Origin of the sequence: Citrobacter sp. RHBSTW-00524 (genome assembly GCF_013747755.1) — a bacterium.
Taxonomy (GTDB): Bacteria; Pseudomonadota; Gammaproteobacteria; order Enterobacterales; family Enterobacteriaceae; genus Citrobacter; species Citrobacter braakii.
Window position 1 is genome coordinate 4,562,083 of sequence record NZ_CP056421.1, and the last position, 18,284, is coordinate 4,580,366.

The 18,284-nt window shown below is 52.4% G+C and carries 16 protein-coding genes and 2 pseudogenes; 6 read left to right on the forward strand and 12 right to left on the reverse strand.

Translation table 11 applies throughout. The features are described 5' to 3' along the window. Window positions 1-68: 68 nt before the first annotated feature. The 3 genes from pdxY to HV229_RS21935 all read right to left on the reverse strand — a co-directional run bounded on the left by pdxY (window position 69) and on the right by HV229_RS21935 (window position 2,598). Window positions 69-926 carry a pyridoxal kinase PdxY gene (pdxY, locus tag HV229_RS21925; protein WP_181546398.1) on the reverse strand — a complete coding sequence of 286 codons (858 nt, stop codon included), beginning with the start codon at window positions 924-926 and terminating at the stop codon, window positions 69-71. Window positions 927-937: 11 nt separating this feature from the next. Next, window positions 938-2,203 (reverse strand): aromatic amino acid transporter, encoded by a 1,266-nt coding sequence (locus HV229_RS21930; protein WP_016151548.1) that lies wholly within the window; start codon window positions 2,201-2,203, stop codon window positions 938-940. A gap of 188 nt (window positions 2,204-2,391) precedes the next feature. Then, on the reverse strand, window positions 2,392-2,598 hold the full coding sequence (locus tag HV229_RS21935) for a hypothetical protein (RefSeq protein ID WP_181547753.1): 207 nt from the start codon (window positions 2,596-2,598) through the stop codon (window positions 2,392-2,394). Here HV229_RS21935 and HV229_RS21940 point away from each other — a divergent pair. Further along, entirely contained in the window at window positions 2,589-3,293 is a 705-nt protein-coding gene (locus HV229_RS21940; RefSeq protein ID WP_181546386.1) for an IS6-like element IS26 family transposase, read from the forward strand. The genes HV229_RS21935 and HV229_RS21940 overlap by 10 nt on opposite strands. A 51-nt stretch (window positions 3,294-3,344) precedes the next feature. After that, window positions 3,345-4,502, forward strand: a pseudogene (brxL, locus tag HV229_RS21945) (protease Lon-related BREX system protein BrxL); the annotation flags it as partial. Between the two features lie 171 nt (window positions 4,503-4,673). Here brxL and HV229_RS21950 read toward each other — a convergent pair. Then, window positions 4,674-5,371 (reverse strand): IS1 family transposase gene (locus HV229_RS21950; RefSeq protein ID WP_249417776.1). Its coding sequence is split into 2 segments (ribosomal slippage): window positions 4,674-5,122 and window positions 5,122-5,371, totalling 699 coding nucleotides; the frame shifts between segments, so codons are not numbered across the junction. A gap of 66 nt (window positions 5,372-5,437) precedes the next feature. On the opposite strand from HV229_RS21950, the gene HV229_RS21955 reads away from it, so the two are divergent. Then, window positions 5,438-6,043, forward strand: a complete 606-nt coding sequence (locus HV229_RS21955; protein WP_000669733.1) for a hypothetical protein — start codon at window positions 5,438-5,440, stop codon at window positions 6,041-6,043. Window positions 6,044-6,252: 209 nt separating this feature from the next. Here the strand turns inward: HV229_RS21955 and HV229_RS21960 are convergent, their stop codons facing one another. Further along, entirely contained in the window at window positions 6,253-6,957 is a 705-nt protein-coding gene (locus tag HV229_RS21960; protein WP_181546386.1) for an IS6-like element IS26 family transposase, read from the reverse strand. 325 nt (window positions 6,958-7,282) lie between these two features. Between HV229_RS21960 and HV229_RS21965 the strand changes: the two genes are divergently transcribed. Further along, window positions 7,283-8,674, forward strand: coding sequence for an NAD-dependent succinate-semialdehyde dehydrogenase (locus HV229_RS21965; protein WP_023205627.1), 1,392 nt, complete (start codon window positions 7,283-7,285; stop codon window positions 8,672-8,674). Between the two features lie 217 nt (window positions 8,675-8,891). On the opposite strand, the gene HV229_RS21970 is transcribed toward HV229_RS21965, so the two are convergent. The 7 genes and pseudogenes from HV229_RS21970 to HV229_RS22000 all read right to left on the reverse strand — a co-directional run bounded on the left by HV229_RS21970 (window position 8,892) and on the right by HV229_RS22000 (window position 16,277). Next, the gene (locus tag HV229_RS21970; RefSeq protein WP_181546401.1) at window positions 8,892-9,527 is read right to left on the reverse strand and encodes an IS6 family transposase; all 636 of its coding nucleotides are present in this window, start codon (window positions 9,525-9,527) and stop codon (window positions 8,892-8,894) included. 87 nt (window positions 9,528-9,614) lie between these two features. Further along, window positions 9,615-10,931: a site-specific integrase gene (locus HV229_RS21975; protein WP_181546403.1), complete on the reverse strand. Its 1,317-nt coding sequence runs from the start codon at window positions 10,929-10,931 to the stop codon at window positions 9,615-9,617. A 393-nt stretch (window positions 10,932-11,324) separates the two neighbouring features. Continuing rightward, a pseudogene (locus HV229_RS21980) lies at window positions 11,325-11,647 on the reverse strand (DUF1889 family protein). 109 nt (window positions 11,648-11,756) lie between these two features. Continuing rightward, the gene (locus HV229_RS21985) at window positions 11,757-13,571 is read right to left on the reverse strand and encodes a diol dehydratase reactivase subunit alpha (protein WP_181546405.1); all 1,815 of its coding nucleotides are present in this window, start codon (window positions 13,569-13,571) and stop codon (window positions 11,757-11,759) included. 11 nt (window positions 13,572-13,582) lie between these two features. Continuing rightward, window positions 13,583-14,011 (reverse strand): diol dehydratase small subunit, encoded by a 429-nt coding sequence (locus HV229_RS21990; RefSeq protein ID WP_151394733.1) that lies wholly within the window; start codon window positions 14,009-14,011, stop codon window positions 13,583-13,585. Window positions 14,012-14,013: 2 nt separating this feature from the next. After that, a complete protein-coding gene (locus tag HV229_RS21995; protein WP_057060391.1) occupies window positions 14,014-14,598 on the reverse strand; it encodes a propanediol/glycerol family dehydratase medium subunit in 585 nt (194 codons plus the stop codon). An 11-nt stretch (window positions 14,599-14,609) separates the two neighbouring features. Continuing rightward, entirely contained in the window at window positions 14,610-16,277 is a 1,668-nt protein-coding gene (locus tag HV229_RS22000; protein ID WP_016243883.1) for a propanediol/glycerol family dehydratase large subunit, read from the reverse strand. 391 nt (window positions 16,278-16,668) lie between these two features. Here HV229_RS22000 and HV229_RS22005 point away from each other — a divergent pair, with 391 nt between their 5' ends. Both HV229_RS22005 and dhaT read left to right on the forward strand, forming a co-directional pair. Next, the gene (locus HV229_RS22005) at window positions 16,669-17,097 is read left to right on the forward strand and encodes a heme-binding protein (RefSeq protein ID WP_007372190.1); all 429 of its coding nucleotides are present in this window, start codon (window positions 16,669-16,671) and stop codon (window positions 17,095-17,097) included. A gap of 22 nt (window positions 17,098-17,119) precedes the next feature. Further along, entirely contained in the window at window positions 17,120-18,283 is a 1,164-nt protein-coding gene (gene dhaT / locus HV229_RS22010; RefSeq protein WP_016243884.1) for a 1,3-propanediol dehydrogenase, read from the forward strand. Window position 18,284 lies beyond the last annotated feature (1 nt).

Below are 18,284 nucleotides of genomic sequence, written 5' to 3' on the forward strand. Positions count from 1 at the left end.
TGCAAAACGGTAGATCAGCGGATGCTGAAATCGTAGCAGTGTCAGAAACATAGAGCCTCCTTGCGGCGCTACAGCACCGTTGCCTGATAGCGAATTTGCGGATCCATTATCTGGTGACGCGCGTCTATCAGCCGCAGTTCATACGAGTCGTGCTCTTTCGTCAGCCGCATCACCGCGTCGACGACACTGGTGGTCCGCTCCAGCGCCTGCTTGTCCTCATAACCGTTGAGCAGTGAAGCCAGCATCACGCTGCAAATCAGATCCCCAACGCCCACCGGCATTTTGGCAAAGGTATACAGCGGCCGGGCGATGTGTAATGTCTGTTCCGCCGTCACCAGCAGCATTTCAAACGCCTGTTTGTCGCGCGAGCAGTCGCCGAGATGTTTCACCAGCACCTTCTTCACGCCCCACGCCACCAGCTGCTGCGCCGCTTCCACCACCTCGTCAAAACTACGTAGTTGTCTGCCCGTCAGCACGCCCAGCTCATAGAGATTCGGCCCCATCACATCAGCCAGTTGAATGGCGTCATCGACAAAAAAGGACTCCACGCCCTGCGCGACGATGCAGCCTTTTTGCGGGTCGCCCATCACCGGATCGCAAAAATAGAGCGCCTGCGGATTACGCTGGCGAATGGTGGTGACCGCGAGCTTCACCTCTTCGCAATGGCGTTTGTCCCCGAGATACCCGGACAGCACGGCATCGCATTGCGCCAGTTTTTGCAGATCATCCAGCCCGCTGATGATGGCGCTCAGCTCGCCGTGCGGCATCGCCATGCCCTGCCACATCCCGTACTGGGTGTGGTTGGAAAACTGTACGGTGTAAAACGGCCAGACATCGATCCCCGAGAGCTGCATCGGCAACACGGCGGCTTTATTTCCGGCATAGCCATAAACGACTGACGACTGAACAGACAACACGTTTTTCATTTTGACTCCGTCTAGCGAAACGTTGGCAGCAGACCAAATACGTCCAGAACAACCGTCAGATAGACAACCGCCCCACAGACAATGACCAGATTGAGCACGGTGTTATTACACGGCGCGGTATAGCTGGCGGTCGGAAAACGTTTCCGCGCCGCTTTCACCAGGAACGGCGGCAGGATCACGCTCCAGATGGTAAAGGCCAGACCAGCGTAACCAATGGCGTGGACAAACCCGTTCGGGAAGAAGAAGCACACGGCGGCTGGCGGGAAGTAGGTCACCAGCGCGGTTTTCAGGCGACCCATGCCGTCATCCGGGAAGTGAAACAGGTCGGCGATGTAATCGAACAGGCCAAGCGTCGCCGCCAGCAGGGAACTGGCTACCGCAAAGTTGCCGAAAAAGGTCAGGATCAGATCCATATAACGGCTGGTGAACAGCCCGCTGATGGCCTCGACAAACACATCGATATTGCCGCCTTTGGCGATAATTGGCGGGAACGAGGAACGACTGATGTTGCCCATCGTGACGCCCAGCCAGAAGATATACAGCAGCAGGGCAAACAGCGTGCCGATGATAATCGAACGCGTAATATTTGAGATCCCGCTCGTGCCATACAGCTTCACCAGGCTCGGCACGTTACCGTGAAAACCAAACGAGATAATGCAGAACGGCAGCGTCATCAGGATATACGGCAGGTACTGCGAATTGGGCAGCGCCACCGCCACGCTGTCGACGAGTTTCGCCACTTCGATATGACCCACCAGGCCAGAGAAGGTGGCAAAGAACGCAATAAACTTACCGATAATCAACACGGTAGTAATACGTCCAACCAACAAGGAGCTGTACCAGGCAATCGCCCCGACCAGCATACTGACGATCACCACCGAGATATTCGCCGGAAAGCGCACGCCGCTGTATTTGAACACGGTTTGCGCCATCACCGCCGACGAACCAGAGATATAGGCATAGGTCAGAATATACAGCACAAAGCCGAAAGCGATACCGACCACAATATTCCACTTTCGGCCTAATAAATCCTGAGTAAAGGTATTAAAACTGGCACCGGCGCCATAATGCAGATTAACTTCGACCAGCATCAGACCGGTTAATAACATCATGATGGCGATAAACAGAAGAATAACTGACGCACCGGGGAACCATACGCCAGCCATCGCAATCGGCAGGGAAAACATCCCTCCACCCACTACGGTCGCGATAACCAACATGGTTCCGCTAATCAGTCCGGGGGTACTACTCTGTCGCTCAATGGCATTAATATCCATGATAAATGTTCCTGTAGACTATTCGTTATAATTACAGCTGTCATTTGTACATCATGCGGATAATAAAAATGTCGGAGTCAGGGTTTACTTTTGTAGTTATGTCACGGTAACGGGCACCGCAAAGGCTTCCTGTTCATGGAAAAGAAATACAAAAAAGCCCCATCCTGAGATGGGGCCATAATTATTATTTAGATATAGTCAAAGCGTGCAGTAAAGAAACGGAGCTGCTTCGGCTCGTAAATAAACTTCAGCCCGCGAATATCTTCTTTGTGCTGGTAAAGTTTAATAATACCGTCAGCCACCACATCCATATGCGCGTAAGGGCACTGTTGCAAATAGTCGGTGGTGATAAACTTATCATCCCCTTTTGCTGATGGAGCTGCACATGAACCCATTCAAAGGCCGGCATTTTCAGCGTGACATCATTCTGTGGGCCGTACGCTGGTACTGCAAATACGGCATCAGTTACCGTGAGCTGCAGGAGATGCTGGCTGAACGCGGAGTGAATGTCGATCACTCCACGATTTACCGCTGGGTTCAGCGTTATGCGCCTGAAATGGAAAAACGGCTGCGCTGGTACTGGCGTAACCCTTCCGATCTTTGCCCGTGGCACATGGATGAAACCTACGTGAAGGTCAATGGCCGCTGGGCGTATCTGTACCGGGCCGTCGACAGCCGGGGCCGCACTGTCGATTTTTATCTCTCCTCCCGTCGTAACAGCAAAGCTGCATACCGGTTTCTGGGTAAAATCTTCAACAACGTGAAGAAGTGGCAGATCCCGCGATTCATCAACACGGATAAAGCGCCAGCCTATGGTCGCGCGCTTGCTCTGCTCAAACGCGAAGGCCGGTGCCCGTCTGACGTTGAACACCGACAGATTAAGTACCGGAACAACGTGATTGAATGCGATCATGGCAAACTGAAACGGATAATCGGCGCCACGCTGGGATTTAAATCCATGAAGACGGCTTACGCCACCATCAAAGGTATTGAGGTGATGCGTGCACTACGCAAAGGCCAGGCCTCAGCATTTTATTATGGTGATCCCCTGGGCGAAATGCGCCTGGTAAGCAGAGTTTTTGAAATGTAAGGCCTTTGAATAAGACAAAAGGCTGCCTCATCGCTAACTTTGCAACAGTGCCTGAAAGATTACATGGCGTCAGGATCTTTCTCTCGCGGCAGAGATTCGATTGAAGGTAAAGCGTCGATGGTTTTCGTCGGCAACATCAATCAAAGCGTAGAGACACTCGTTAAAACCAGCCATTTGCTGGCGCCATTTCCGGCTGCGATGATTGATACTGCATTTTTCGACCGCTTTCATGCCTATATTCCCGGTTGGGAAATCCCCAAAATGCGCCCGGAATTCTTTACCAACCGTTACGGGCTGATTACGGATTATCTCGCTGAATATATGCGCGAAATGCGCAAACGCAGTTTCTCTGATGCGATTGATAAATTCTTTAAGCTGGGTAACAACCTCAACCAGCGTGACGTTATTGCCGTTCGACGTACCGTGTCGGGGTTGTTAAAACTCATGCATCCCGATGGCGCGTACAGCAAAGAAGATGTGCGAGTCTGCCTGACCTATGCGATGGAAGTTCGTCGCCGCGTGAAAGAGCAACTTAAAAAACTGGGCGGTCTGGAGTTCTTCGATGTGAACTTTAGCTACATCGACAACGAAACGCTGGAAGAGTTTTTTGTGAGCGTACCGGAACAGGGCGGCAGCGAACTTATTCCTGCCGGAATGCCAAAGCCGGGTGTTGTGCATCTGGTCACTCAGGCAGAAAGCGGCATGACCGGGCTGTATCGTTTTGAAACACAGATGACTGCCGGTAATGGTAAGCATAGTGTATCGGGTCTGGGTTCAAATACCTCCGCGAAAGAAGCTATCCGCGTCGGTTTCGATTACTTCAAAGGCAATTTGAATCGGGTAAGCGCGGCCGCGAAATTCTCCGATCATGAATATCACCTTCATGTCGTTGAACTGCATAATACTGGCCCAAGCACCGCAACCAGTCTTGCTGCGCTTATCGCTTTATGTTCGATATTGCTGGCAAAACCGGTGCAGGAACAGATGGTGGTGTTGGGCAGTATGACGCTTGGTGGGGTAATTAACCCGGTGCAGGATCTTGCCGCCAGTTTACAGCTCGCCTTCGACAGCGGTGCAAAACGGGTTCTGTTGCCGATGTCCTCGGCTATGGATATTCCAACGGTTCCGGCAGAGTTATTTACCAAGTTTCAGGTGAGTTTTTACTCAGACCCGGTTGATGCTGTTTATAAGGCGCTGGGTGTGAATTAACGTAGTAACTATTTTAATGAACTGGAGAGGACAATGGCTCAAGAACGTTCTGTAATTAAATTCATCAGACCTTGCCTCTCCATTCATGAATATAAAAATACTTACATCTGAGTATTGTTGGCTGTGTTTGAATAAAAAGAGAGCTGTTCAAATAAGGGTGATGACTCCAACTTAATGATAGTGTTTTATGTTCAGATAATGCCCGATGACCTTGTCATGCAGCTCCACCGATTTTGAGAACGACAGTGACTTCCGTCCCAGCCTTGCCAGATGTTGTCTCAGATTCAGGTTATGTCGCTCAATGCGCTGAGTGTAACGCTTGCTGATAACGTGCAGTTCTCCCTTCAGGCGTGATTCATAAAGCGGCCAGCCATCCGTCATCCATACCACGACCTCAAAGGCCGACAGCAGGCTCAGAAGACGCTCCAGTGTGGCCAGAGTGCGTTCACCGAAGACGTGCGCCACAACCGTCCTCCGTATCCTGTCATACGCGTAAAACAACCAGCGCTGGCGGGATTTAGCGCCGACGTAACCCCACTGTTCGTCCATTTCAGCGCAGACAATCACATCACTGCCCGGTTGTATGCGCGAGGTTACCGACTGCGGCCTGAGTTGTTTAAGTGACGTAAAATCGTGTTGAGGCCAACGCCCATAATGCGGGCGGTTGCCCGGCATCCAACGCCATTCATGGCCATATCAATGATTTTCTGGTGCGTACCGGGTTGAGAAGCGGTGTAAGTGAACTGCAGTTGCCATGTTTTACGGCAGTGAGAGCAGAGATAGCGCTGATGTCCGGCAGTGCTTTTGCCGTTACGCACCACCCCGTCAGTAGCTGAACAGGAGGGACAGCTGATAGAAACAGAAGCCACTGGAGCACCTCAAAAACACCATCATACACTAAATCAGTAAGTTGGCAGCATCACCTCCGAGACGTAGTGAAATTCAAATCACTCAACGAGCTGTTTGCTGAGGACCGTGCTCACGCGTTGTTAACACTCATCCTCACGCTCTACCGATGGAAATCCTTTAACCAGCCCGTTTTTGCCAGCGATGGAAAATCGATGCAGGCGCTGTCGCAGCTTTTTACGGTTTATGAAGAGGGTGTTATAGATAAAATATTGTGCGCTCCTTGGCCAGGAAACTTTCGCCAACTAGAACGCTTTGCGTGGGATCTCTTCTTTGTCCTCGGTGACAGAACCAGAGTGACCAACGAGATTATTGACAGTCTGCTCAAAGAGGAAGCAAATCGTATTCCTGCCTCGTTTATTGAAGCACAGCAAATCAACAACGAGCAAACTGCCCCCACAATATTCAGCGAAGTGGAAAACATTATCAAAAACAACCATTTCAACTTGAAAGCCTCACTGCCTGAACTCGGTGTGTATCGTCTGCGAACCTACAATGCTCTGAAAGGATTCATTCGCGAAAACAGAGCTCAGTTCAGTAAGGGATTTCTGGCTGATTCCAAAATTACGAAGATCATCACCTCCGGGATTGCAGGACGGAAGGGACCTGAAAACTATAAGCCGATCACTTCTTAAGGGCGGGCTGAAATGGTCTGATGAACTGTGACAAACTTCCGGAAATATCACTAAAGCAACTGGATAGAGCATTAATGTTACCAGCGGTACGTCAACAAAGAATCTGATGTTTATTTTTTGCGCATATGCTGTCCGCACTCCGGACAGCAGCGAATACGGCACTGTTGCAAAGTTAGCGATGAGGCAGCCTTTTGTCTTATTCAAAGGCCTTACATTTCAAAAACTCTGCTTACCAGGCGCATTTCGCCCAGGGGATCACCATAATAAAATGCTGAGGCCTGGCCTTTGCGTAGTGCACGCATCACCTCAATACCTTTGATGGTGGCGTAAGCCGTCTTCATGGATTTAAATCCCAGCGTGGCGCCGATTATCCGTTTCAGTTTGCCATGATCGCATTCAATCACGTTGTTCCGGTACTTAATCTGTCGGTGTTCAACGTCAGACGGGCACCGGCCTTCGCGTTTGAGCAGAGCAAGCGCGCGACCATAGGCTGGCGCTTTATCCGTGTTGATGAATCGCGGGATCTGCCACTTCTTCACGTTGTTGAAGATTTTACCCAGAAACCGGTATGCAGCTTTGCTGTTACGACGGGAGGAGAGATAAAAATCGACAGTGCGGCCCCGGCTGTCGACGGCCCGGTACAGATACGCCCAGCGGCCATTGACCTTCACGTAGGTTTCATCCATGTGCCACGGGCAAAGATCGGAAGGGTTACGCCAGTACCAGCGCAGCCGTTTTTCCATTTCAGGCGCATAACGCTGAACCCAGCGGTAAATCGTGGAGTGATCGACATTCACTCCGCGTTCAGCCAGCATCTCCTGCAGCTCACGGTAACTGATGCCGTATTTGCAGTACCAGCGTACGGCCCACAGAATGATGTCACGCTGAAAATGCCGGCCTTTGAATGGGTTCATGTGCAGCTCCATCAGCAAAAGGGGATGATAAGTTTATCACCACCGACTATTTGCAACAGTGCCCATTTTTGTTGGTCAATGCTGTTTTTAAGTTTTTTAAAAACAAAGAATTAACAAAAAAGGATTAAAAATCACCGACCGGTAGACATCAGGCGACTGATGCGATCAAGATCACACAAATGTCGCCATTTAAAGCGTAGAAAGGTTTGAGCTTTTTCTTGCCACTCGCCTCTGAGGGGCAAAACCCACGATAACTTCAAACATTTTCACCCGATGACAGGAGTTGGCATCAATACCCTATGACTTGCAACGCTGGGAGGAACACATGACATATGCAACGATCAATCCCTTCACGGGAGAGCTCATCAAAGAATTTCCCAATGCCACTGATGCCGAAGTCACAGAGGCAATTGAATCGGCCCACCAGGCCTTTTTGAGTTGGCGCAATACCTCTTTTGCCAACAAGGCTGAAATACTCAATCGGGCTGCAGCCCTGCTCAGAGACAGCAAGCGCCGCTATGCAGAGCTGCTGACCCTAGAGATGGGTAAAGTCATTGGAGAGGCCGAGGCCGAAGTAGAACTGTCGGCGCAGATCCTCGAATACTATGCCGAGCATGCCGAGAGACTGCTGGCACCGCAGAAACTGCCTGTGGCCGATCCCGCCGAAGGGGAAGCGCTGCTGGTCAATGAACCTCTTGGGGTCTTGCTGGCCATTGAACCCTGGAACTTCCCCTATTACCAGATAGCCAGGATCTTGGCTCCGCAACTTTCTGCCGGCAACACCCTGCTGCTGAAACACGCTTCCAATGTGCCTCAGTGCGCCGCCGCTTTTGAGAGCCTGATGCGGGATGCCGGACTGCCACAGGGCGCCTTCCAGAACCTGTATGCTACCCGGGATCAAGTCGAGCAGATCATCAACTCACCCAAGGTACATGGCGTGGCTCTGACCGGCTCTGAAGGTGCAGGCGCCGTTATTGCCTCTCAGGCCGGTAAGGCGCTGAAAAAATCCACTCTGGAGCTGGGCGGCTCTGACGCCTTTATCGTGCTGGAAGATGCCGAGCTTGAGAAAACCATAGATTGGGCGGTATTCGGCCGTCACTGGAATGCCGGTCAGGTATGTGTTTCATCCAAACGGATGATCCTGGTGGAAGCCATTTATGACAAGTTTATGGAAGGCTATACCAAAGGCGTAGCCGCGCTTAAAGCCGGTGACCCTATGGATCCGAACACGACTCTGGCGCCCCTGTCTTCCCAGGGTGCTGCCGATGAAGTGAAGCAGAAAATTCGTGAAGCGGTTGAGCATGGTGCCACAGCTACCGAAGTTGGTCCCAAAGTGCCGGAGCAAGGCGCTTTTGTACAGCCGACCATACTTACCAATGTGACCCCGGACAACCCGGCTTACTATTGGGAGTTCTTCGGCCCTGTCTCCATGATCCTCAAGGCAAAGGATGAACAGGAAGCGATTGCCATTGCCAACGATTCGCCCTTCGGCCTCGGTGGCTCTGTGTTCACCGCCGATGAACAGCGCGGTCTGGCGGTAGCCAAGCAAGTCTCTACCGGGATGATGTTTGTCAACCACCCCACCATGGTTAAGGCTGATTTGCCCTTTGGCGGCATCCGCCGCTCCGGCTATGGTCGTGAACTGATCGACTTAGGCCTGAAAGAGTTCGTCAACCACAAGTTGATCAACGTGGTGGATATCAACGCTCCCTTCTGATCGCGCTTGAAGCATATTTAGTTCGATAAAGACCCGAGCACCTGGCCGGGTCTTTTATCGCCACAGTCAAATCGACTGGCAAACTGACTGGTGTTGGCACAAAGCACAGAACGCGGCTGCGCCAAAATGGGAATAGCCAATGGTATGCCCTTGTATTCAATACCTGGCACTGTTGCAAAGTTAGCGATGAGGCAGCCTTTTGTCTTATTCAAAGGCCTTACATTTCAAAAACTCTGCTTACCAGGCGCATTTCGCCCAGGGGATCACCATAATAAAATGCTGAGACCTGGCCTTTGCGTAGTGCACGCATCACCTCAATACCTTTGATGGTGGCGTAAGCCGTCTTCATGGATTTAAATCCCAGCGTGGCGCCGATTATCCGTTTCAGTTTGCCATGATCGCATTCAATCACGTTGTTCCGGTACTTAATCTGTCGGTGTTCAACGTCAGACGGGCACCGGCCTTCGCGTTTGAGCAGAGCAAGCGCGCGACCATAGGCGGGCGCTTTATCCGTGTTGATGAATCGCGGGATCTGCCACTTCTTCACGTTGTTGAGGATTTTACCCAGAAACCGGTATGCAGCTTTGCTGTTACGACGGGAGGAGAGATAAAAATCGACAGTGCGGCCCCGGCTGTCGACGGCCCGGTACAGATACGCCCAGCGGCCATTGACCTTCACGTCTGACTGGACTTTATTGGTTGAGGAATCCGGGCCATATGCCTTTATCCAGGCATAAAGACTGTGGGTGGTGATACCGAGACGTGTTGCCACGCTGGAAACAGAATGGCCGCGATCAACAACCTGTTTTACCGCTTCAATTTTAAACTCTTCGGGATAACGCTTACCGCTCATGGGCACCTCTCTTTAAGTCATCTTAAATGACTCTGAGGTGTCTGTTAAACCCGTGGCGATTCATTAAGCTCATATTTTGCCAAGCTCTTACCTCCGTCCAAACAAGTTCACAACGTTGTTTTCCTGCTGTCGCTGATAGTTGTTGACCCTATCTTCCCAGATCTCAAGCGCCCTGCGCTTTTCAGGCAAGTAATCATAACGATCATAGTGTTTCGAGCTGACGTCATTCAAAGCGTGATTCTGGATACGGTCGCGGATCTCTTTGCTGATCCCCGCCTCCCCCATCAGCGTTTTACATGTGCGACGTAAATCTCGCGCTGTGAAAACTTTAAACTTAGGATTAAAAGCCCGGAAATACATGATGGAACGGGCCAGGCTATCGGTACGTACCGGTCGTTCGCCGTTGGTCGAGAGCGGGAAGATATAGGGGCTGTTACTTTCCTTAGTCAGTTCTTTCACTGAGGCTAATTCACTTAATGCCGATTCAGTCAATGGGATCAGGTGCTCCCGTTTGTTTTTCGATACATCGGCTATGACCAGTAACGTCTTTTGCTGCCAGTCAATCGCGCTCCATTGGCTGGCAATCATTTCAAACGGTCGCTGCCCGCCAGCATAAACGCAGAAGCGGATAAGGTGCTGCATCAACGGCCCAACGTTAGTTGCCTGAGCGAACTGCTCCATGACAAAACGTAGCTCTTCCAGCATTAACCATGTATCACCCACTTTCTCCGCAGAGGACTGCTTCGGTATGGCCGATACCGGATTAACTTCAAGCCCGAACGTAATGCCCACGCTGGTATTCATCGGATCGTTATCGGCTTTAAGCCCATAGTTGAATGCCGCCATCAGGTAGGAACGAATTCGGTTCGCATGGACCACCGCATCTCGCTGGATAATGCCTGAGAGGACGGTTTTGATCTGTAATGGCGTGACATCCTTCGCTTTGGTCTCTCGAGGAATGACTGAATAGCACTCTTTTTCAAGACGCTTCAGAACATCGGCCCAGGTCCGCTTATTGTCGAGCTTCATCTTGTTAACGTAGCCATGTACCAGCTCTTTAAAAGAGCCCTGCGAGCGATGGATCTGCATGATGTGCTGTTCGGCCAGGCGCTGTTGCTCAAGCTCTTGCTGCGGCTCTTTTCCTTCAACAAGCCAGGCTCCATATTTTTTCGCCAGCTCATTGGCCGTCACCAGTTTCATCTCAGGCCAGATGCCCAACTGAATGAATTTCTCTTTCTTCCCTTTCTCAACGTAGTAACGGAAATAAAAAACTTTGCTGCCTGAAGGCTGAACCTTAACGCCAAGCCTGCCGGTACCACGCTGAGCACTGTTGCTCCACACGTAGTACGACGTGCTTTTTGTCTTCAATCCGCGTATAGCAGTCTCGGTAAGATTAGCGGCCATGAGGTTACCTTATCTAAGGATAAGCGTTACCTGACCCGATGCCCATTTTGGGTCAGGTAATGGGTCAGGTAACGATAGTACAATGAGGAGACGAGACAACCAATCAGAAACAAAAACAACATCATAACTGATTGATTATAGACAATTAAAAATACAATAAGCGTCAATAGCGAACGATTAGAAGCATGCCGATTTTATGACTCATAATCGCTTGGTCGCTGGTTCAAGTCCAGCAGGGGCCACCAAATTTCAAGGACTTGCGAGAAATCGCAGGTCCTTTTTTATTAATCTTTCGTTTAGATATGTCTGCCCAATAAGCAGCATGTGGCAACCCTTCTGGACGCCGCCATCCTTAGATGGAAACGTCCGTTAGCGTTTTATTCGATAGTCAGCTCACACGAGTTCTTTGAGCTGCTCCTGCATATAGGTCGAAAAATACTCTGGGTTTTTGATAAGGATGCGGTTACCGGAGGCGACTTTTTCTGCCCATCCGGCCACTTTTTTCGTGAACTCAGGATTCCATCCCTCCTGCTCACCCCGTGCCATCACAACTTCCGGACTCGCTGGCACACCTAAGTCATGCAAATACTTTAGAATTCCCTTAGCGGTGCTTTCATCCATTGAATGGGGTACTGACCCGAAGTGTTCATACCACCAATAAAATCCAAGGCTTTTTCAATTGCTGTTGGCATGCTCTTATCCTTAAAATTAACCACGTGAGAGACACCTTGATACTATGTACCCAACTCCGCCGGGATATCAAAGAGAACATCGCCTTTCTTTGACTTACCCCGCAGCTAAACGCTTGCGCGGCTGTTTTCTGCGCTATTTTTTTGCTTCTCCGGCTAAAACCAGCCCGGTCGCCACCGCATTGCGCGGGCCTTCAGTGCCACGGATGTTGCCCTGCCCGGCGACAACGCCGTAATGCGCCAGCGCATCGGTGATCATCTGCGGAATTTCAAAATCCAGCGATGAGCCACCTACCAGCACCACAAAAGTGATATCGCGAATCGAGCCGCCGGGCGAAACCTGACGTAACGCGCGCAGACAGTTGGTCACAAAGACTTTCTCTTTGGCCTGACGGCGCACCAGACGAATTTTTTCCAGCGAGATTTGGTTATCTACCGGGATCAGCTCCCCGTCTTTCAGATACACCACTTTGGCAAACACCGACGGGCTGAGCGGCTCGCGAAAAAACTCCACCACGCCGTTCTCATGGCGAATGCTGAACAGACTCTCCACTTTGGCCAGCGGGTATTTTTTAATTTCCTCTGCCAAAAACGGATCGCTTAAGCCGAGCTCCGTTTGAATCAACAGGCTGACCATATTCCCCGCCCCGGCAAGGTGTACCGCCTTCACTACGCCATCGTTATTGATAATGGCGGCATCGGTGGATCCTGCGCCTAAATCGAGGATCGCCAGCGGAGCGGCGCATCCCGGCGTCGTTAACGCGCCAGCCACAGCCATGTTGGCTTCCACGCCACCGACTTCGACGGGCGTGTTTAGCCGCGCACTCAGCTCGCTGGCGATAGCCTGCATCTGTAAGCGATCGGATTTCACCATCGCCGCAATGCCAACGGCGTTCTCCATTGAACATTCCCCGGCAATGCCCCCCTGCACCGCGCGGGGAATAAACGTATCCACCGCCAGAAGATCCTGAATATGCACGGCGTCCATGTCATGACCGGTCAGCGAGGCCATCACCTTACGCACCCGCTCAAGCATCCCGCCCGCGTGCGTACCTGCTTCACCGCGAATATCGCACACGGGCGCGCAGGCGCTCATCGCCTGCATAATGGCCTGCGCGCCTTGCGCTACGTCGGCTTCCCCACCGCGCTTTTCGCCACGAATAAAGATCTTACCCGCCGGGATCGTTCGCGACTGCACATCACCCTGCGGCGTTTTCAGCACCACGGCGGAACGGTTGCCAATCAGCGCTCTGGCGATAGGGACGATGGTTTGCGTTTCCTCCGGCGTCAGGGCAAAAAAGGTCGCGATGCCGTAAGGATTCGACAATACCCGAACCACCTGCCCGGCGGCCGCCACTTCCACCGCTGCCAGCACACCTTCCGGAACCTTCTCCAGTAGCGTGACTTCATCGACCACCGGCATTGCCCGACGCAGGCGATTGTTGACCAATACGCCATCATCTTTTTTCAGGATCGCCGCCACCACGTTGATCCCACGATCGAGCGCCGTATTGATAAGCCAGACCGCTTCGAGGAAATCGATCTCTTCGCCCACCAGCGGGATCCAGCCCTGTGCAAAGCAATCCTCGCTCAGTGATGCCAGCTTATCCACGCTGATGGTGGTTCCCATCCCCACACCGACGCCACCCGGCGTTTGCGGGTTATGGCCAATCATTGTCGATTCAGTAATGATGGTTTCAGTGATGGTTTCCATCGCCACATCGCCAATCACCGGCGCGGCCTCATTGATGCAGATTTTCGCCACGGCCTGAAGCGACCACGGTGTTTTATCCAGTGCCTGCTGCAGAGAAGCGACCACCCCGGCAATGTTGTCCCGCGTCCCTTTCATGCCCGTGGTGGCGACAATCCCGCTGGCGATAAACTGCCCATGCTGTGCCAACGCCACTTCGGTGGTGGCGTTGCCGATATCAATCCCGGCGATTAACGGCATACCTCCCTCCGTCACTGGCTACCTTTGCGCAGCTTGTTTCTCTGCTGATACACCTCTGCCGACTCGCGGACAAAGGCGGCGTTCACCGTGGCATGCCAGGTATATTCCAGTTCATCGGCAATCGCCTGTAGTTCCGCAAATGAAGAACGAAACGGGCGCAGCGCGTTGTAGATCTCCAGAATGCGGGCATCTGGGATGGTAATCAGCTCTGCCGCACGACGGAAATTGCGCGCCACGGCGTGACGCTGCATCTGTTCGGCAATCTGCGCCTGGTACTCCAGCGTTTGCTGAGAAATACGCACATCCTGCGGTCCGACCTTGCCTGCCAGCACATTCTCAAGGGTAATGTCGGTTAACGGTTTCCCGCCAGGCGTCCGGATTTTCTCCGGGCAGCGGGTGGCTAATGGGTAATCCTGCGCGGTCATGATGTTGTCGTTCATGGTCATTCCCTCACCAGTACAATATGCAGCGTGACAGGCGCAGCATCCTGCACCACATGTTTGGTTTCTTTGATGTGAAACAGCGCGGCCTTGGCCATAAATTTAGGGCGCACCATCTGGTCATTGACCACCGGCACCGGCGAAGGCGACTCTTTGCGTGCATAGCGCGCGGCGTTTTTACCGATCTGGCGATAGGTTTCCAGCGTCAGCAGCGGAGCCTGAGAGAACAGTTCAAGGTTACTCAGCGGCAGCAGATCGCGCTGATGAATCACCGTGGTTCCCTTCGACTGGATACCAATCCCAATGCCGGAACCACTGAGATTGGCCGCATCCCACGCCATAAAAGAAACGTCCGAGGTGCGCAGAATTCTCACCACCCGCGCATGCAGCCCCTCTTCTTCAATACCTGCCACCAGCTCTTTAAGAATCGCCTTATGCGGCATATCAATCAGGGTTTTGTGCTGATACTTATCAAAGGCCGGACCGACGCCAATCACCACTTCATCTACGCGTTCGTCCCCTTTAGCCGCTTCGCCTTCGCTTACCTGCAAGGTGAAAACCGGCTTACGTTCAGTTGTGCATTCCACGGTGTACCACCTTATTCAATTGAGCCTGGCTGAACCACGCCCGCGATATTTTTAATTTCCGCCCAGCGCTCGGCAGAGATGCGATAGCCGGTGCCTGGTCCCTGATAATCATTAATGTCGTTAACGGCGCTTACCACCTCAAACTGGCGATCCAGAATGGCCGACGTTTGCAGGTAATCACCGGTGACGCGCTGTCTCAGCATATTGAGAATGTTACTGGCGATATCTTCGAAGCCGCTACGGCTTAGCGCGCCGACGATATCCAGCCCGGTGATATTGCGCTTCATCATCTCTTCCACGGCGGCCAGATCTTCCACCACATTGCGCGCGGGCATATCTTTGCTGCCGTGAGCATAAGTGGCGGCCTCAACTTCCTCATCGCTAATCAGCGGCAGGCCCAGTTCGCGGAACACCGCCTGAATGGCGCGTGCCGCCTTGTTGCGGATGGCGATGGTTTCTTCTTCGGTTACAGGACGCAGACCGCCGTCAACCATCAGATCGCGTTGCAGAATGTTGTAATCATCGAAGTCTTCCGCGTCGAAGTTCGACCCGGCAAACATGTTGTCGTAGTTCGGTACGGCGCTATAGCCGGAGAAGATAAAGTCGGTGCCGGGAAGCATTTGCATCAGGGTACGGGCGGTACGGCGAATATCAGAGTGGGAAAAGGTCTGGTCATTGGCGGAGGCCACTTCAAGGTCGAGCATTGAGGCAATCAGGTTTTCCGCCAGCACCGCGCGGATCCCCGACGGCACCGCGCCGGTCATGCCAATACAGCTGACCGCACCGTTTTGCAGCCCCTGTACGCCCGCGCCTTTGGTGATAAAGATGCAGCGCGACTCCAGATAGAGCATCGATTTACTCTCGGAATAGCCCATCAGCGCTTCCGAACCGGTGCCAGAGGTGTAACGCATTTTCAGTCCGCGAGACGCATAGGCCGAGGCGAGAAACGCTTTGGACCACGGCGTATCATCGCCGTCGGTAAACACAGACTCTGTACCGTATACCGACACGGTTTCGGCGTAGCTGGTTAACCCGCGCATCCCCAGCTCCAGCTCAGTCGCCTCCTCAACGGAACATTGCGTGAGCACGCCGGGGCGACCGCACTGGGAACCGACCAGCAGCGCCAGGGCGTTAAACGGCGCATAGCGGGCGATCCCGACCGTCGTTTCCTGTTCTGAAAAACCACGGATCCCCGCTTCAGCCGCATCGGCGGCAATCTGTACCGGGTTGTCTTTCAGGTTGGTGACATGGCACTGGTTGGACGGCGTGCGTCTGGCGCGCATTTTTTGCAGCGCCATCATCATTTCCACCACGTTCATTTGCGCCATCACCTCCACCGCTTTCGCCGGGGTGATAGCGGTGGTAATAGCAACAATCTCTTCCCGGCTGACGTGGATATCCACCAGCATTCTGGCGATCTCCAGCGCGTCGAGCCGCATTGCCCGTTCAGTTTCAGCCACGTTAATCGCGTAGTCGGCAATAAAACGGTCAATCATGTCGAACTCGGCGCGGCTCTTGCCGTCCAGCTCAACAATACGACCATTCTCTACCTTCACCGACGAAGCCGGATCGTAGGGGCTTTCCATGGCGATCAGCCCCTCTTCAGGCCATTCGCCAATCAGCCCATCCTGATTTACAGGGCGCTTCGCAAGCACTTCGAATCGTTTTGATCTTCTCATAGTTTATGGACTCAAAAGATAAAAAATAGGGACGCCGGGCCGGATTGCCGGGGACACACCTCCCGGCATTCGCCTTTCATCAGCAATGGCCGAACTCTAAATGAGCACAGCAATAAAAAAATAAAATTAATTTCGTTCCAATTTGGCACGTAATAAAAATTCATCGTTCCATATTGAAACGGTTCTCAGGAATATTCGGAGCGAATTGTGACGGAGTTAAATGATCATTATCAATAAACACTAATACACAAAATTAAATTAATACTTTTTAAATTTTCACCCTATTGACTTAATAACGCGCGGCGAGAAAATAAAGCCAAACCCAATGATAAAAATAGCTGTATCGCGATATTTTCGTGACCTCAGCCCTACAACATTTTCAGGAGAGACTGTGAATAAGAGCCAACCAATCGCCACCATTACGCTGGCGGCGGCGAAAAAAATGGCGCAGGCCGTCGAGGCTAAAGCGCTTGAGATCAACGTGCCGGTGGTCTTTTCCGTGGTGGATCGCGGCGGCAACACGCTGCTGATGCAACGCATGGACGACGCGTTCGTCACCAGCTGTGATATTTCTCTTAATAAAGCGTATACCGCCTGCTGTCTGCGGCAGGGGACCCATGAAATTACCGACGCGGTACAACCGGGTGCGTCACTATATGGTTTACAGCTAACGAATCAACAGCGGATCGTTATTTTTGGTGGCGGCTTACCTGTCATGTTAAACGATAAATTAATCGGTGCTGTCGGCGTAAGTGGCGGTACTGTCGAACAAGACATGTTATTAGCGCAAACCGCACTGAATTGTTTCTCTGAATTATAATTTAAATCTAAGAAGGTAAATTATGAGCTATCGTATGTTTGATTACCTGGTGCCAAATGTGAACTTTTTTGGCCCGAATGCTATTTCCGTTGTCGGCGAACGCTGCAAACTGTTGGGCGGTAAAAAAGCGCTGCTGGTGACTGATAAAGGTCTGCGAGCCATTAAGGACGGCGCGGTTGATAAAACCCTCGAACATCTGCGTGAAGCCGGTATTGACGTGGTGGTGTTTGACGGCGTCGAGCCAAACCCTAAAGACACCAACGTGCGCGACGGCCTGGACGTTTTTCGTAAAGAGCAATGCGATATCATCGTTACCGTCGGCGGTGGTAGCCCGCATGACTGCGGTAAAGGCATCGGTATCGCGGCGACGCACGAAGGCGATCTCTATAGCTATGCCGGGATTGAAACCCTGACCAATCCGCTGCCGCCGATCGTCGCGGTGAATACCACCGCCGGTACCGCCAGCGAAGTCACCCGTCACTGCGTGCTGACCAATACCAAAACCAAAGTGAAGTTTGTGATTGTCAGTTGGCGCAACCTGCCGTCGGTTTCCATTAATGACCCACTGCTGATGCTCGGCAAACCTGCGCCACTGACTGCGGCAACAGGAATGGACGCCCTGACCCACGCCGTTGAGGCCTATATTTCAAAAGATGCCAACCCGGTTACCGACGCCGCCGCTATCCAGGCAATTCGTCTGATCGCCCGCAACTTACGCCAGGCCGTAGCACTGGGCAGCAACCTGAAAGCTCGCGAGAATATGGCCTATGCCTCTTTGCTGGCGGGTATGGCCTTCAACAACGCCAACCTTGGCTACGTTCACGCGATGGCGCATCAGCTTGGCGGTCTGTACGACATGCCGCACGGCGTGGCAAATGCCGTCCTGCTGCCGCACGTGGCGCGCTATAACCTGATCGCTAATCCGGAGAAATTTGCCGACATCGCGGAGTTTATGGGTGAGAACACTGACGGTCTGTCCACCATGGATGCTGCCGAGCTGGCGATTCGCGCCATCGCTCGCCTGTCAGCCGATATCGGTATTCCGCAGCATCTGCGCGAGCTGGGCGTCAAAGAAGCCGATTTCCCGTATATGGCGGAAATGGCGCTGAAAGACGGCAATGCCTTCTCCAACCCGCGCAAAGGGAACGAGAAAGAAATTGCCGAGATCTTCCGTCAGGCATTCTGAT

Coding starts and splice junctions, on each gene's coding strand:
- pdxY (WP_181546398.1), bottom strand. CDS start 926: ATGAAAAACGTGTTGTCTGTTCAGTCGTCAGTCGTTTATGGCTATGCC.
- HV229_RS21930 (WP_016151548.1), bottom strand. CDS start 2,203: ATGGATATTAATGCCATTGAGCGACAGAGTAGTACCCCCGGACTGATT.
- HV229_RS21940 (WP_181546386.1), top strand. CDS start 2,589: ATGAACCCATTCAAAGGCCGGCATTTTCAGCGTGACATCATTCTGTGG.
- HV229_RS21935 (WP_181547753.1), bottom strand. CDS start 2,598: ATGGGTTCATGTGCAGCTCCATCAGCAAAAGGGGATGATAAGTTTATC.
- HV229_RS21960 (WP_181546386.1), bottom strand. CDS start 6,957: ATGAACCCATTCAAAGGCCGGCATTTTCAGCGTGACATCATTCTGTGG.
- HV229_RS21965 (WP_023205627.1), top strand. CDS start 7,283: ATGACATATGCAACGATCAATCCCTTCACGGGAGAGCTCATCAAAGAA.
- HV229_RS21970 (WP_181546401.1), bottom strand. CDS start 9,527: ATGAGCGGTAAGCGTTATCCCGAAGAGTTTAAAATTGAAGCGGTAAAA.
- HV229_RS21975 (WP_181546403.1), bottom strand. CDS start 10,931: ATGGCCGCTAATCTTACCGAGACTGCTATACGCGGATTGAAGACAAAA.
- HV229_RS21985 (WP_181546405.1), bottom strand. CDS start 13,571: ATGCCGTTAATCGCCGGGATTGATATCGGCAACGCCACCACCGAAGTG.
- HV229_RS21990 (WP_151394733.1), bottom strand. CDS start 14,011: ATGAACGACAACATCATGACCGCGCAGGATTACCCATTAGCCACCCGC.
- HV229_RS22000 (WP_016243883.1), bottom strand. CDS start 16,277: ATGAGAAGATCAAAACGATTCGAAGTGCTTGCGAAGCGCCCTGTAAAT.
- dhaT (WP_016243884.1), top strand. CDS start 17,120: ATGAGCTATCGTATGTTTGATTACCTGGTGCCAAATGTGAACTTTTTT.